Raw genomic sequence first — 14833 nt, forward strand, 5'->3', positions numbered from 1 at the left:
TAATCCTCAGAGAGAATTAATAACTCATACTTTTTCCTAACTACCTATGGACGATACTTTGCCGCCAAAGCTTCGTATACTTTTATTCCATCTACTGCGGCTGAGACAATTCCACCTGCATATCCAGCACCTTCTCCACACGGATAGATTCCTTTTCTATTACTTTCTAAAGTCTCATCTCTCATAATTCGTAGTGGGGAAGAGGTTCTCATCTCCACTCCGGACATTATTGCATCTTCGTCAGCAAAGCCAGGAATACTCTTATCAAATGCCTGTACACCTTCAAGAATTGATTCTATCATGTAATCTGGTAAGCACTCTCTTAGATTAGCCAAACTATAATTTCCACGAATATTTGGCTTAATATGACCTATTTTATCACTCTCTTGGTTTCTTAACAAGTCACCAAACCGTTGCACCGGAACTTTCCCCCGTCCGGTCTGATATGCTAACTCTTCATAATACCGCTGAAACTCCATTCCAGCAAGCGGTGTATCCACAGCTCCTGGGATCTTTTTGAAATCTTCTGGTCCAACCGTTACGATAATTGCAGAGTTTGCATTCTCTCCTGCCCTGTCATGATAACTCATCCCATTGACTACCAATCTTCCTTCTTCCGAAGAAGCATTCACGACATAGCCACCAGGGCACATACAAAAGGAATATACCCCTCTTCCATTCTTACACTGATGTGTTACCTTGTAGTCTGCTGCAGAAAGATGAACATACTCAGCACCATATTGATTTTTACTAATCAACTCTTGCTTATGCTCCATTCTGACACCCACAGCAAATGCTTTCTTCTCCATCGTAAGTCCACGACGATATAGCATCTCAAACGTATCCCTCGCACTGTGTCCAAGTGCAAGGATTAAAGCAGAGCATGGAATTTTTTCTATAGAACCTTCTGAACTTATCACACCATCCGTTAGCTTCCTGCGGTTACGTTTTGTTATTTCAATTCCGGTGATAACTCTATTGTCTATCTCTATATCCGTAAGCTTCGTATCAAAGTAAATACTTCCACCACAAGCTTTGATATCTTCACGAATATTTCTTACCACAGTACTTAATACATCCGTACCGATATGAGGTTTATTCTTATACAAAATCTCTTCTGGCGCACCATGCTCCACGAATACTTTTAAAACTTCTCTGATTCGTCCTGTCGTATCCTTCACCATCGTATTTAACTTGCCATCTGAAAATGTACCTGCTCCACCCTCACCAAATTGAACATTCGATTCCGTGTCTAAACAATCCGTAAGCCAGAACTGATCTACTGTTTTGATTCTCTCTTCTACTGCCTCTCCACGTTCTATAAGAATCGGTTGATATCCATTCTTTGCAAGATAATAAGCACAGAAAAGACCTGCGGGTCCACTTCCGACAACAATCGGTCGCTCTTTTAGAACATCGTTTCCCTGGATAGTAAACGTATACTCAGTATCTGTAACCAAAGCTACATTCGCATCCTTTACACGTTTTACTATTTTGTTTTCATCTTTTGCCAAAACGTCAATCGCATATATGTATTTGATTTCCGTTTTCTTTCTTGCGTCAATCGATTGTTTTCTGATAGAGATGGAGTAAACTACCTCGGGTGAAACCCGAAGCTTTTTATACACTGCATCCTTAAGCTCCTGCTCTGTATGATGTATGGAGAGTTTTAATTGGTTAATTCGTATCATATGCTTCCTCCATGTAGCTTTCTTTCCAACTAGAATATTTTTCAGCTATTGCCGTTTTTTTTGCCAATTATTGTTATTTTACATCTTTTATTCTTAAATACTATCTTAGATCTGCCTACTTTAGCCTAAATTATTCTAGCTCTCATTTTCCAATATTCTGTCCCGCAACTGCACCTGTCGTCCATGCCCACTGCAAATTGTAACCACCACAGGTACCATCAATGTCAAGAATTTCACCTGTTAAATAAAGTCCTTTTATGATCTTTGACTCCATTGTTTCTGGATTCACTTCCAAGGTGCTTATTCCACCTGCACTCACTTGTGCATTCTCAAAACCGTTGCTTCCTGTAATCGTAATAGGAAAGCTTTTCAAAAGTTTTAGCAGTTTTGTATATTCTTGATTTGAAAGTCTATTTGCAATGTTTTCTGGATTGATTTTAGCTTCTGCCAATAATACGTTGCTTAATTTATTATTCAAAAGTCCAGTGAATAATTCCCCAATGGTTTTATATCCTCCAGACTTCATTCTATCATTCCATAATATTTGAAATTCATTTTCAGTCATATGAGGAAAAAAGTCAAGCAGTAATTGTGTTTTTTTCCCTTGCAACACAGAGGACACCGCATATCGACTCATTTGAAACACTGGGATTCCAGAGATTCCATAGTCTGTAAATAAATATTCTCCAAATTCTTGCGTTACCTTTTTTTGATTGGAGAATAGCTCTCCCTTTGCTTCTATTCTAACACCAGAGACTTGCTTAAAGAATTTGCCCTCTGCTTTTAACTGAACCAAGGCTGGGAATGGCTCGACGATCGTATGTCCAAGTCTTCTCATTATTTTAAGACCACTTCCATCCGACCCTTGCTTTGGTGCAGCTAAACCGCCAGTCGCAACAATTACCTTATTACAGCGATATTCCTTCTTCTCTTCTGTCTTAAGTAAAAACCCCTGTTCCTCTTTTTCTATATTTAGAATATGTTCTTTTAAAAATACTTCCACCTTCAGATTATTAAGCTCCATTGCTAATACATCGGCTACTGCCACTGCTTGCTCAGAATTAGGATAAACATATCCATTTCTAACCTTTGGATAAATACCCAAAGACTGAAAAAAAGCAATGGTTTGCTCCACGTCAAACTGACGTAGTACTGCCATTGCAAATTCAGGATGAGTTCCACGGTAACAATCTGGTGTTTGTACCTGATTTGTATAATTACATTTTCCATTTCCTGTGGCAAGAATCTTCTTGCCTAGTCGCTCTCGATGTTCTATTATTGCGATACGTTGGCCCCTTCTCGCTGCAAAGATTGCAGCTACCATTCCAGAGGCCCCTCCACCGATTACTATACAATCGTATCTCATCTATACCTCCATATCTTTGCACTTATGTGCTATGAAAAGTTCTTCATTAAATTTCAGAAACAAGAACTTTAGTACTTTAACTTGAGTAACTTTCTAAGAGAGAGTATAATTCATCTCTTGTTCTAACTTCAATCCCTTTCATTAAATCATTGCGGTCCTTCTCCGGTAGATTTATTGCATCTATTTCCGTTTGGTCATAAACCGTCTTTCGATCACTGTAATATACGATAACTTTACCGTCTCTTACCGCAACATAATATTGGAATTTATGCATATCTGCATTATAACTTTTCCGTATTACAATTTCTTTTGGTGAGAAGGAAAGAAGCTCGTATCCGTATAAACCATCCATTTCTTCGGATATCGGTATTTCCTTCATATACTCACTTAATTTTAAGATGATCTCATTTCGTGTTAATCCGATCAAATCAGCAGTAGGTGCAAGTTCTTCTCTCACAAGAGAATTATCTTTTAGCTGATAAGTTTCTAATATATACTTCGTATTTGGTAAAATAATATCTTGATCTTTACTCGTTGTCGACGTTTCTGGTTCCGGTGTCACCTGTATCTGTTGTTGATTTGAGTATAATAATATTTCTTGTTTCTTATATTCTTCTAGTGATTTCAGTATCTGATGATCCCGCTCCACTGCCTTATCGTTATAATGATTTAATGCTCGCCTGAAACTAATATAATAACACGCTGTAAAAACCGCACATAATCCTACAAAACATAAAAAATATCCAACCACACGCTTCATAGACTTTTCACACTCCTTTGTCTATGAAGTATTGACTGATTTTCTTCAAATATACTGGTTTTTACATCATATGCAGTTTTTTACATAATTTTAGAATACTTCTTCCCGCTGGCATCTCCAATAATTCCTCTTCATCCATGGTTCGAAGTAAAATAATACTAATACCATAAACGATCACCGCAATCACAATGGAAAGTACTACACTAATTGCATTGGAATGCAAGATACGATGGAAAAATTCATAGGAGAAGTAAGCAACAAATCCCATGGTAACGGAAGCTGCAAACGGTAAACCGAATGTCTTCATAACTTCTTGTTTATAATGCAATGCTTTCGCAACTGAAATCCAGTTTAAGATACACACGACGAAAGCAAACGATATATTACCAATGACAAGCCCGTAGGCATCTAACTTCCCTACCATGATTAATAAATAAACAATTGGAATATGAATAACCAATGAAATTGCAGCGTGCTTCACCGGTACCATCATACGGTCAATCCCTTGAAGTACACCATTGGTGATTGTCGATAAAGCAAAAAATACAACTGCTATCGATCCTAAACGTATTAACTCAGCACTTAACTCAACATTGCCATTATCTCCAAACAATAACAATACAATTGGTTTTGCTAGCACAGTTAGCCCAATCGCAGAAGGGAAAGCAATGAGCATATTAAATTTCACAGACATCGCTATCTTTTTATGCAATTCCTTCTGTTCTCCTTTTTGATGTGCCATCGCAAGGGTCGGAACAATTGCAGTACCAAGAGCAGTTGAAATTGCGATTGGCACCGTAGTAAGTAATTTGTATTTCGTAGAATAGATACCGAATATTGCTGCGCTTTGTTCTTTTAAGATTCCACGTTCTCCTGCTAACCAAGTCCACAATTTTGCATCAATAATACCACTTAAATTAAACACTGTTTGACTAATAATAACAGGTAATGCGGTATAAACAATCGCAGTAATCGCTTCCTTATAGCTCTCTTGATGCTCCGCTTTATCTTTCCTACATTTTTTCTTTAAAACTGGATGATATACCTGAAAGATGAATAATAAAAATAGTAATCCAAATACCGCTCCCGCTAATGTTCCTGCCGTTCCGCCAGCAGCACCATAGGCATCAATTTGAACAGAAGCATTGTGCTCCCTCATTAAATAATAAGCTGCAACAATACTTACAATTGCATTGACAATCTGCTCTAATAACTGAGAAATTGCAGTAGGTACCATGGTACGTTTTCCCTGATACAAACCACGAAGTACACCCATGATAGAGAATACAAAAATTGTTGGTGCAAGGACACGAAGTGGAATTGCAATATCCGCTGCATTCTCTCCTCCAATTAAACCAGCCCAAAATGTTGCTCCAAAAAACAATACCGCACTCGCAAATAAACCAACCGAAGCAGATAATGCCATTGCAGATAAGAAGATACGATAAGAATTCTTGTATTCTTTCTTCTGGTCTCTGACAGATACCAGCTTTGATACCGCTAATGGAATACTGTAAGAAGAAAGTAAGAGAGCTAAATTATATAACTCAAAGGACATCGAATAGTATCCCATTCCGGTATCACCAACGATACGGTTTAGGGGTATCCGATACAACATACCAATCAGTCTGGCTAATATGGAGGATACCGCCAAAATGGAGCCTTGTACTAAATATTTATTTTGTTTATTACTCATGAAACTATCCTCCCATGATTTTCTCTAAATTTATTCGTGAATTGATAAGGCTATAGAAACAATAGTCCTATTCTATTACTACATTTGAGATTCGATTATCTGGAAATACAGCGATATACGTGGTACCAGGATTTATCGTTAATTCTTCTCCACTTTGAGTATAATATCTCATAAAACGAGTGCTTTCGTTCTTTTTCCATTGGATTGGTACATAGCTTCCATTGGTGAAATAATATCCTTCACCACTTGCATCTTCAATATCCATCGTTTGATATCCATTTTTATCAATATTCCACTCTTTTACAAATTGTACAATCAAGTTTTTGTAAGAAAGTTGCACGTTTGTATTGGCATCAATATGTTTTTCATCATATTGAAATCTTAAATATTCTTTGGAGCTTTCATCATACGTAAAATATGGCTTAGCTACGGAAGAGAATGGAAGAGTCACTTTAATAGAAGGGCTTCCGCCTACTAAATCCGTATCTGTTTCATAAAACTGAAAATGTCCTTGATACCCCTCTTCATAAGTTGTACGAAGTTTACCTTTCTCAACAGCCTTTTGAATCCCTTCTAAGGATAAAAATGCATTATGAGGTGCTTTTATACTCTTATCACGGTAAAAGGAATTTGCTCCAATTCCCTCCATACCATTGATGGTATCAATTCCAAGTTTTTTCATCTTTTTAATCGCATAAGAAGTCTGCCCATAGTGAACAAAGATAGCATCATATTCATCTGCAAAGCTGACATAATAATGTCTTGCACTTCTTACACTTCCAATGCGCTCCGCTGTCATTGTCGTCTTATCGATACCTTCAAAGATTCCCATTAATCTTGTAATCCCACCTTCAACAAGTGCTTCATACAAGATGCTAGCATCACCAATCCCGCTCTGTGGATTTGCGACCTTTATATTATTTAGCATTACTGCATAAGGCCTCTGATTCGCAATTTCTTCTTCCACCCAGAGCCCTGTTAATTTACTGATGGCTTGACCTTCTCTACTAACCTCTGGTGTAATGATAGGTGTCGCTGTAGGCTCTAAAGTCACCGTCGGTGTCACAGATGGTAGTACAATTAGCGTATTATCCTTTTTTGATTTCTTGCATCCTGTTGCCAAAATACACAGAAAAAGAAGAATAAGTAGAAATCCTACTCTTTTCTTCTCTCTTCCTTTATTCATACCAGTATGATTCGTCATATCTTCCTCAATTCTGGCGATATTGCGCCTTTTTAATAACGAAGTCTGCGTGCCAGTACAATTGATGAATTGAAATACTTTTCAATCTATTCTCATTTAAGACACGTCTTTGTATACGAAGTTTTGATTTTAATATTTTAACGGCTTAATTTAATACGATCAAGGATTGTTCGTTGTCTTGCTTCCATTATCTCACGCTCTTCTTCCTCCATATGATCATAACCACATAGATGAAGCATACTATGAGCAATTAAAAATCCCAATTCTCTCTTTTCGCTGTGTCCAAACTCCTTCGCCTGACTCCGAACCTTGTCCACTGATACAATAATATCACCAAGCATTAACTCCCCCGTATCAGGATGAAAACAGTCTTCCTGTTCCCCTTCCACATGGTCAAAATCAGAAGGACTTTTAAATTCAACCATAGGAAAAGATAAAACATCCGTTGGAGCGTCAATCTCTCGATATTCCTTATTAATCTCTCTTATTTCTTCGTTGTCGGTCAGAATTACATTGATTTCAGTTTCATATGGGCATTCTTCATAATCAAGAGCTGCCTCAATGACTTCTTTGATTAATAGTTCTTCCTCAAAGTCAAATTTTACTTCTGTTTCTTTTTCTATGTGAATTGTCATGTTACCCTCCATGTGAATATATAAATAAAATGAAAATTATTTCAATCGTAGTGGTAGCGATACCCCATTGAATTTCATCAACTTTTCTCATTACATTCTATCCTGCGTACTGCATAATATAGAATTCCTTTAATTTATGAAACTCTTTCAAGGAGATTCCACTTTCATCCAAAGTCCCTTTATTCAAACGAATGGAGAAAGTATTTTCAATTACTTTTTCTGCTGTGATGCTTGTCTCACCTGAGTTCTTTAAATACAAGATGGTAGACAATATATTATCGGATAGCATAACAATAGCTGCCTCTTTTGTCTTTGGCAGTTCTACTTTAAAATTATGTTGGCGTATCATATCACTGACTTCTTTAGGCAATTTATACTGTATTGCAAGCTCTTCCCCATTTTTCACATAATCTGCTCCAAGGAGTCGACCTATTTCATGATACAAGCCTCCTACAAATGCTACGTCTTCTTTTGCTCCTATGCATTCCGCTGCCTTTTGTGATAGATAAGCAATTGATTTGGAATGAATATATAATTTTGGAGATTCTTCCTCTAACCGTTTCATTAAAGGGAATCGTAAATTTGCAACTTCTTGTATCGTAAAAGTATTCTTAACTTCTTGCAATCCTGCCTGCTGTAAGAATCCCTCTTCTAATTCTTTAGTATCTAATGCTATGGAACTTAAATCCATGTGAACTTCCCTAGTAGTAGCCTCATTACTTTGTTCTAAACTTGTAGCAAACTCTGAATTATTATCAATGAAATGAATCTCTTTTCTTACCTTTTTATTAGAAATATAATTCACTATACTGCCAGATACAAAGCTTAACAAAAGTATCACAAAAACACAAGTATAATAACCAATGTTTTTTTCTGTAAACAACTCATTCAAGCTAAAATCATTCTTTGTTACTAACATGGTAATATATAATGACAACGTTACTAAGACTGCATAAAGAAAAGAAATCCACCTTGTTAAGTATTTTGCTAAGATACAAAGAACCAAAGAAAGTATCAAAGTTATCAGTAATACCTCATATGTAGTATTTCCAGCATAAGTAAACATAGCCATGCCAAAGGATAAAAAAATAGCAAGATTCGTATCAATAAAAAGTGCTAGTATCGCAATTCCCAAAAGCCAAACCGGAAAGTCTAGAATGTCAATTCTATTATTGAAAACTAAAAAATTAGGTAGCTTTAGTAAAATAACGCTTCCTACTGTAATCAAATAACAAAAGCTAATGAGCCACCAAGAATATTTTTTTCGTAGTACATCCTTTTGATTTTGATAGAGATAGAATCCTATGATAAAGTTCGCGACGATTGTGTAAATTACATACTTCATCAGTTGAATTAGATTGATTTTTAATAAAACTCCAAATCCAATCGTTAACACTAGGGAGGTAAAAAGCAAGGTTAATGCTGTTAATATCAATCGAAAGGAAGGTACCCTCTCTGTTGTCGTATCTAATTCTTTCGTCCCCATGCTATCCTCCCCTTCTGTACACACCTATCATTTTTTCCTGATTACAACATTCTTTGTACGCTTTTTCTTATCTACCTCAGTTGATTTTACAACGCTCCGATTTTCATTTCTTTTCTCAAATTCATCATATGCTTTTACAATTTTTTGTACTAGTGGATGGCGTACAACATCCTGACTGGTTAAATAAGAAAATCCAATATCATCAATCTTTCCAAGCACTTTCATAGCTACGTCAAGACCGGATGCCTGCCCTGATGGTAAATCCTTTTGTGTCAGGTCACCAGTTATAATAACTTTTGATCCAAATCCAATTCTTGTTAAGAACATTTTCATCTGAGCTGGAGTCGTATTTTGCGCCTCATCTAAGATAATAAAGGCATTATCTAACGTACGTCCTCTCATATAGGCTAATGGAGCTACTTCAATTAAACCTTTTTCCGTATTTCTTAGATAGCTTTCTGGTCCCATAATCTGATACAAGGCATCATACAATGGTCTAAGATAAGGGTCAACTTTACTTTGTAAATCCCCTGGTAAGAATCCTAATTTTTCTCCTGCTTCAATTGCAGGTCTAGTTAAAATAATCTTACTAACCTCATCATTTTTAAATGCATTAATACCCATTGCCATAGCTAGATAAGTCTTACCTGTACCTGCCGGGCCAATACCAAAAACAATCATCTTTTTGCGAATCTGATCTACGTATGCTTTTTGGCCCAAGGTTTTAGGTTTAATTGGTTTTCCATTAATCGTATGGCAAATTAAATCTTTATCAATTTCAACTAGCACATCTTCTTTATTCTCAAATCCCAAGGAGAGTGCATAGTTAACATTTTGTTCTGTAATTGTATTTCCTCTTTTGGAAAGTTCCAGTAATTTTAGAAATACACTTTTTGCTTTATTTACACTATCATTATCACCAATGACCTTTAGCTCGTTATTCCTGGTGATTATGGTCACATTTAATGTTCTTTCGATAATTTTTGCATAAGCATCGAATTGACCAAAGATATTCTGTGTATGCTCCATCGGTATATTAATTATTGTCTCCACTATGCTCATCCGTTTCTAACACCCTCCACTCGCTGTCATTGATTGGGCTATAATCCCATGCAGGCTCTTCAACAATGATCTTTCCTGCACTTTTGCATGTACCATTTTCCACTTTAACTTCTACTCTCTGTTCTAAGATTGTAATTCCTTGACTTGTTAATTTTTCCAAGTAACGAAGCAGTCGCTCATTTGCTAATGTAGTCGCTTCTATTTCCGTATAGGTTGCTTCTTCTATATTGTACTCAGAAACAGTGGTTTTCATAAAACTAATTGGAAGATAAAAATTTCGTACTAATTTTAAGGTACTAGCTTCCGTAATTATATCATAATTAGCATAGGAATTTCTAGGCATATGGGAAAAAATTTTCTTACCGAACAAGGAAAAGGAATAACCTGTTTTTTTACGACTCGTATACACCGGATAATTATGTTTTAAAGAAAATGAATCTTCATAATCAAAATAGGTACGTAGCTTAATATCTCCATCCGCTAACACTATTTTATTTTCTACTAAAGTTTCTCCATCTGCAACCACTGGTACAACACCAGAGATTAGGACATCACCTTTCTTTACAACACTACCAAGTTCCACTTTCGGTGTCCCACTTCGTACAATAATATAATTTACAATTCCATCTTTCGTAGCCACCAAATGTGCTGTACGTAACGTCGTTTTTTTTGTTTCTGCGTTTAATTTAGGAATCACTGTTTCTACGATACGAACAATCAGTCTAGTTCCCTTAATCTCTACTGACACCCAACCAATATCCGTAAAATCCCTACGAATATTCTCTTCTATATTCGGGCAATCGATGGAATTAATCTTAACACCACTATATACCCCAGTAGTCTGTAAATACTCCATCAATTGTTCTTCTGTATGCTTATAGCCTCCTTCAATACTGATATCCCAAATATAAAGAGACATGGTATATACCAAAGCGCAAAAAAGTAGTATACCGATATAGTATACTTTGCGTCGAATAACATGTCTTAAAAAGAAAGGAAAACCATGTCGTTCCTTTATGTAGGGCACTGCTTTTGCCTTTCGTACCAAAGGCCTTAACTGACGATAGTCCTTTAAGAGGATATATCCATAGATGACATCTTCATCACCTAATTGTTTTTTATTTTTGTCTAACCCGTAACTTAATCCCCATAAAACAATGCCCTTACCGCTACATAGATTTATCAAATGCTCCGGGGATCCCCCCACCATCATAATATATAAATATCCTCTTATCCAGCAAATCAATCGTTTCAGCAACCAGATCACCAAACCTTTCCTACCGTACTACTTAAGTTTATGCACCTTGTTGGTAATATACGCTATGAATGATGCCAGTTACTTTTAATTCTTCCTTCGTATAATATGTAATCTTTAGATTTTTTCCCTCAATGCATAGATTGCATATTTTCGTAGATATCTTAATCTTCTCTCCTGTATACTCCATAATCTTTTTATGATTTTCTATACTGATAGAGTTTCTTCCATTAATCGTTACAATCGGTGCTCCTGCAATGATATCCGGAGGTAGCATCAAGTTCTGCGATATAATTTCCAGATAGCTAATACGCTCTGCTTTTCGGTCTTTCTCTTTTTGTTTGCATAAATCATAGAATTCTTTATTTGCTTTGCCTTTATATTTATCATGATTTGATTTCACGGGTTTTTCTTTAAAAAACATGCTATACCTCCCAAACAATCAACACATACTTTCACTATAAGATATGAATATGCTGCTTGTTAGTATTCGTTACGTTTGGGACGATTTTGGGTACTCTTTAAGAAAATTAAGCTCTCGTCGGATGGTTCATTGGATATGTATCTCGAGAATGGATAACGGGATGTAACTAGAGGAGTAGATAGGTAGAGCAACGACATGGATACAGTATTGCCATATTATAGATACAGAGGACATATTATCAGCTCTTATAATGCGAGTTGAATTGGAGATTTGAATTTAATCTTTCAATTTGGAGATTTTAATATAAAAATTCACATAAAGAAGTTATAATCATCAAAACCGCTCCTAGGAACGGTTTTGATGATTATAACATATTGAAAAACATAAATTAAATTAAGAATCATCTGAATTATATACTTGACCAACTTTGCTTTATATCATTTAGCTTACTATTTTTCAATCACTACTCCATAAGATTTCAAAGAAAACAATACATTTATCTTAATATAACCCAAACGTTTGCGCTACATTTAAAACAAATAATACACCATTTCCTGGTTTCTCTATCTCTAAGCATTCACTGATTGATTCCACAATTGCATCGGTTACACTTTCTTCTGATAGAATAAGTACAATTTCTTTTTCAGGTTCAATATCCATATGGAATAATTTTTGAGTCTCATGTACTCCTGAACCTCTAGCATTGATAACGGTTCCACCCTTAGAACCCGCTTTTTGGGCTGCCTCAATCACTTCTTCTGCTTTGCCTTTTTCAACCACTGTGAATATAGAATTATACATTGTTTTTTCTACACCTACTCTTTCTCTATCTTTATTGTAGATACAGCCTCTCGCACCTATAAAATTAGCAACATCAATAATAAAAGCAATACCATGACGTGGTTTATGAAACTCAAATTCCTTATTGATAATATCAGCCGCATTTCGTATCACTGATTTTTCAGCAATTGTAAGGATGATTTCCTTCCTAATATCATTTATCTCTAAAAACTCTAAGATACGGTTTTTAATTGTTCCATTTCCAAGAAAAACGGTGCAACCTGTGATACCATGTTGCTTTGCAACTTTCATTACTTTTCCTGCATGACCATGATTCACAATCATACAAAGGAGTTCGTAATGTCTATTTAAATTTGCATCATCCATCTGCATTAATTCCTTTCTTTTTTGAATTTATCCGATATAAAATACCCAAGATTTGTAATGCAATTAAAGGTGTTAATGCAACCATTGCAATAACTCCGAATCCATCAATTAATACATCTGCCTGTTCAATCGCATCTGCAGCACCTTGCGTAAAGGCCAAGATAAATGTTGCTGTCATTGGACCAGAGGCAACACCACCTGAGTCAAATGCGATACCAACAAATAGTTTAGGGGTAAAAAATGTCATAGCACAAGCTATTATATATCCTGGCAACAAATAATGCCACAACTTTATTTCTGGTGTTAAAATTCGAATAACAGAGAGTGCAACCGCACCACCAACACCGATACATAAGAACAATAACACAGTCTTTCTTTTAACGAAACCACTCGTAACGGTTTCTATCTGACGATTTAATACATATACCGCAGGCTCTGCTAAGATCGTGACTAAACCTAAAACAAATCCTACTATGACAATAATGCTCTTATTCTCTAAAGACGCAAGCTTGTATCCTATCACTGTACCGACTTCCATAAAACCTGCATTTACACCCACCAAGAAAATAACTAACCCTAAAAAGGTATAAATGATTCCTTTAAAAATCTTATGTAGCGATCTTCTTGGTAATTTAAAAGAAATAAATTGAAATACAATAAATATTATTATAATTGGTAGAAGCGCAATCATTACTTCCTTTGCTAATATTGGAAAGATATCTAGAAAAGGACCTAGGAAGCTATTATTAACAACTTCCTCACTAGGAAGGCTTGCAGTTATTTTATCTGTCTTTAATAAAATACTCATAATCATAACGGATAATATAGCTCCGCTAGATGCAATTGCTACCAAGCCGAAACTATCTTTTTCTGATGCTTTACTATCTTTCTTTAAAGCAGAAACACCAATAGCTAAAGCTAATATAAAAGGAACTGTTAATGCTCCGGTAGTCGCACCTGACGCATCAAAAGAGATTGCCAAGAATTCAGCAGAAGTAAAGAATGATAAGCCTAAGATAACCATATATATTGTAATTAAAATCTTATATAACGGAATGTTATATACAATACGTATCAACCCGAGGGCAAGCATAACAGCGATTCCTATGGACACAACGATAAGAATTATCGATTTTGATATAACACCTGAAGTAACAAACTCTACCTGACCAGCCAATATATGTAGATCCGGTTCCGCTACTGATATAAAAAATCCAAGAAGTATACCAGCTACTGCTACTATCCATATCTTCTTACTTTTTACGATTGTTGGTCCCATTAGAGAGCCTATTGGTGTTATTCCGATATCCACCCCCACTAACAGTACTGCCAATCCTATTATAATAAGCAGCCCTCCTAACAAAAATCTTCCGATTACCATTGGTTCAAGAGGTGTCAATGTGAAATTGAGTAATAATACAATTAGTGTAATTGGTAGAACCGAGAACAATGCCTCCCTCATTTTTTCAACTAGCGCATTCAATAGTCTTTCACTTCCTTTCATGAATTTTGAGCTCATAAATAACAGGTAAGCCTCCTAACAATCCAGTTAAGACTGCTAGGGGGCTTATTATCACCATATGCAAGGCAATTTATGTCTCTATATGCTTATATAAACTATATGAACTCTAATTTAATTTTATCATAATTAGATATACACCGAAAGAAAAAAATAACAAATTCGTGTTAATATTCCGTTAAGAAAAGACAAGTATCCATATAATGGATGCTTAAAGCCAAAAAAATACCCCAGTCGTTAGACTGGGGATTCTTGCACATATTATTTAAACTTACGCTTACGAGCAGCTTCAGACTTTTTCTTACGCTTTACGCTTGGTTTCTCGTAATGTTCTCTCTTACGAATCTCCTGCTGGATTCCGGCCTTCGCACAGTTTCTCTTGAATCTGCGGAGAGCGCTGTCTAAGGATTCGTTCTCTTTTACGATTACATTTGACATAGACTCACACCTAACCTCCCTCCAGTTGTGAATTGTGCTTTTACAACTGTTTGGGTATTTTTTGAATAGCACTACAAAGATTATAAAGGTAGACAGCTTAAATGTCAATACCTTTTTGCTATTATTCCGC

13 protein-coding genes are annotated in these 14833 nt (G+C 35.9%); all 13 read right to left on the bottom strand.

The annotated features are described in order from the left end of the window. Positions 1-44 precede the first annotated feature (44 nt). The gene (locus tag CC92_RS0103955; protein ID WP_029504341.1) at positions 45-1691 is read right to left on the bottom strand and encodes an NAD(P)/FAD-dependent oxidoreductase; all 1647 of its coding nucleotides are present in this window, start codon (positions 1689-1691) and stop codon (positions 45-47) included. A gap of 142 nt (positions 1692-1833) precedes the next feature. Next, positions 1834-3057: an NAD(P)/FAD-dependent oxidoreductase gene (locus tag CC92_RS0103960; protein WP_029504340.1), complete on the bottom strand. Its 1224-nt coding sequence runs from the start codon at positions 3055-3057 to the stop codon at positions 1834-1836. Positions 3058-3133: 76 nt separating this feature from the next. Beyond that, complete coding sequence (locus CC92_RS21385; protein ID WP_051650851.1) at positions 3134-3817, bottom strand: BofC C-terminal domain-containing protein; 684 nt, start codon at positions 3815-3817, stop codon at positions 3134-3136. Between the two features lie 61 nt (positions 3818-3878). Continuing rightward, positions 3879-5513 carry a putative polysaccharide biosynthesis protein gene (locus tag CC92_RS0103970; RefSeq protein WP_029504338.1) on the bottom strand — a complete coding sequence of 545 codons (1635 nt, stop codon included), beginning with the start codon at positions 5511-5513 and terminating at the stop codon, positions 3879-3881. A 67-nt stretch (positions 5514-5580) separates the two neighbouring features. Then, entirely contained in the window at positions 5581-6717 is a 1137-nt protein-coding gene (locus CC92_RS0103975) for a DUF3048 domain-containing protein (protein ID WP_051650850.1), read from the bottom strand. A 137-nt stretch (positions 6718-6854) separates the two neighbouring features. Continuing rightward, positions 6855-7352 carry an rRNA maturation RNase YbeY gene (ybeY, locus tag CC92_RS0103980; RefSeq protein ID WP_029504336.1) on the bottom strand — a complete coding sequence of 166 codons (498 nt, stop codon included), beginning with the start codon at positions 7350-7352 and terminating at the stop codon, positions 6855-6857. Between the two features lie 97 nt (positions 7353-7449). Continuing rightward, positions 7450-8838 (bottom strand): HD domain-containing protein, encoded by a 1389-nt coding sequence (locus CC92_RS0103985; protein WP_029504335.1) that lies wholly within the window; start codon positions 8836-8838, stop codon positions 7450-7452. Positions 8839-8865: 27 nt separating this feature from the next. Then, the gene (locus CC92_RS0103990; protein WP_029504334.1) at positions 8866-9900 is read right to left on the bottom strand and encodes a PhoH family protein; all 1035 of its coding nucleotides are present in this window, start codon (positions 9898-9900) and stop codon (positions 8866-8868) included. Continuing rightward, positions 9875-11167 carry a sporulation protein YqfD gene (locus CC92_RS0103995; protein WP_242841400.1) on the bottom strand — a complete coding sequence of 431 codons (1293 nt, stop codon included), beginning with the start codon at positions 11165-11167 and terminating at the stop codon, positions 9875-9877. Before CC92_RS0103995 ends, CC92_RS0103990 begins: the two co-directional genes overlap by 26 nt. A 28-nt stretch (positions 11168-11195) precedes the next feature. Beyond that, entirely contained in the window at positions 11196-11579 is a 384-nt protein-coding gene (locus CC92_RS0104000) for a YabP/YqfC family sporulation protein (RefSeq protein WP_051650849.1), read from the bottom strand. A 501-nt stretch (positions 11580-12080) separates the two neighbouring features. After that, positions 12081-12746 (bottom strand): P-II family nitrogen regulator, encoded by a 666-nt coding sequence (locus CC92_RS0104005; RefSeq protein WP_029504330.1) that lies wholly within the window; start codon positions 12744-12746, stop codon positions 12081-12083. Further along, positions 12739-14265 carry a DUF1538 domain-containing protein gene (locus tag CC92_RS0104010; RefSeq protein ID WP_330372752.1) on the bottom strand — a complete coding sequence of 509 codons (1527 nt, stop codon included), beginning with the start codon at positions 14263-14265 and terminating at the stop codon, positions 12739-12741. The genes CC92_RS0104005 and CC92_RS0104010 overlap by 8 nt, the downstream gene beginning before the upstream one ends. A 261-nt stretch (positions 14266-14526) precedes the next feature. Beyond that, a complete protein-coding gene (rpsU, locus tag CC92_RS0104015; protein WP_012200629.1) occupies positions 14527-14703 on the bottom strand; it encodes a 30S ribosomal protein S21 in 177 nt (58 codons plus the stop codon). Positions 14704-14833 lie beyond the last annotated feature (130 nt).

The organism is Lachnoclostridium phytofermentans (assembly GCF_000733755.1).
Classification (GTDB): domain Bacteria; phylum Bacillota; class Clostridia; order Lachnospirales; family Lachnospiraceae; genus Lachnoclostridium; species Lachnoclostridium phytofermentans_A.

Bases quoted from the DNA above. Each gene is read 5' to 3' on its own strand.
- CC92_RS0103955 (WP_029504341.1), bottom strand. From the start codon at position 1,691: ATGATACGAATTAACCAATTAAAACTCTCCATACATCATACAGAGCAG.
- CC92_RS0103960 (WP_029504340.1), bottom strand. From the start codon at position 3,057: ATGAGATACGATTGTATAGTAATCGGTGGAGGGGCCTCTGGAATGGTA.
- CC92_RS21385 (WP_051650851.1), bottom strand. From the start codon at position 3,817: ATGAAGCGTGTGGTTGGATATTTTTTATGTTTTGTAGGATTATGTGCG.
- CC92_RS0103970 (WP_029504338.1), bottom strand. From the start codon at position 5,513: ATGAGTAATAAACAAAATAAATATTTAGTACAAGGCTCCATTTTGGCG.
- CC92_RS0103975 (WP_051650850.1), bottom strand. From the start codon at position 6,717: ATGACGAATCATACTGGTATGAATAAAGGAAGAGAGAAGAAAAGAGTA.
- ybeY (WP_029504336.1), bottom strand. From the start codon at position 7,352: ATGACAATTCACATAGAAAAAGAAACAGAAGTAAAATTTGACTTTGAG.
- CC92_RS0103985 (WP_029504335.1), bottom strand. From the start codon at position 8,838: ATGGGGACGAAAGAATTAGATACGACAACAGAGAGGGTACCTTCCTTT.
- CC92_RS0103990 (WP_029504334.1), bottom strand. From the start codon at position 9,900: ATGAGCATAGTGGAGACAATAATTAATATACCGATGGAGCATACACAG.
- CC92_RS0104000 (WP_051650849.1), bottom strand. From the start codon at position 11,579: ATGTTTTTTAAAGAAAAACCCGTGAAATCAAATCATGATAAATATAAA.
- CC92_RS0104005 (WP_029504330.1), bottom strand. From the start codon at position 12,746: ATGGATGATGCAAATTTAAATAGACATTACGAACTCCTTTGTATGATT.
- CC92_RS0104010 (WP_330372752.1), bottom strand. From the start codon at position 14,265: ATGAGCTCAAAATTCATGAAAGGAAGTGAAAGACTATTGAATGCGCTA.
- rpsU (WP_012200629.1), bottom strand. From the start codon at position 14,703: ATGTCAAATGTAATCGTAAAAGAGAACGAATCCTTAGACAGCGCTCTC.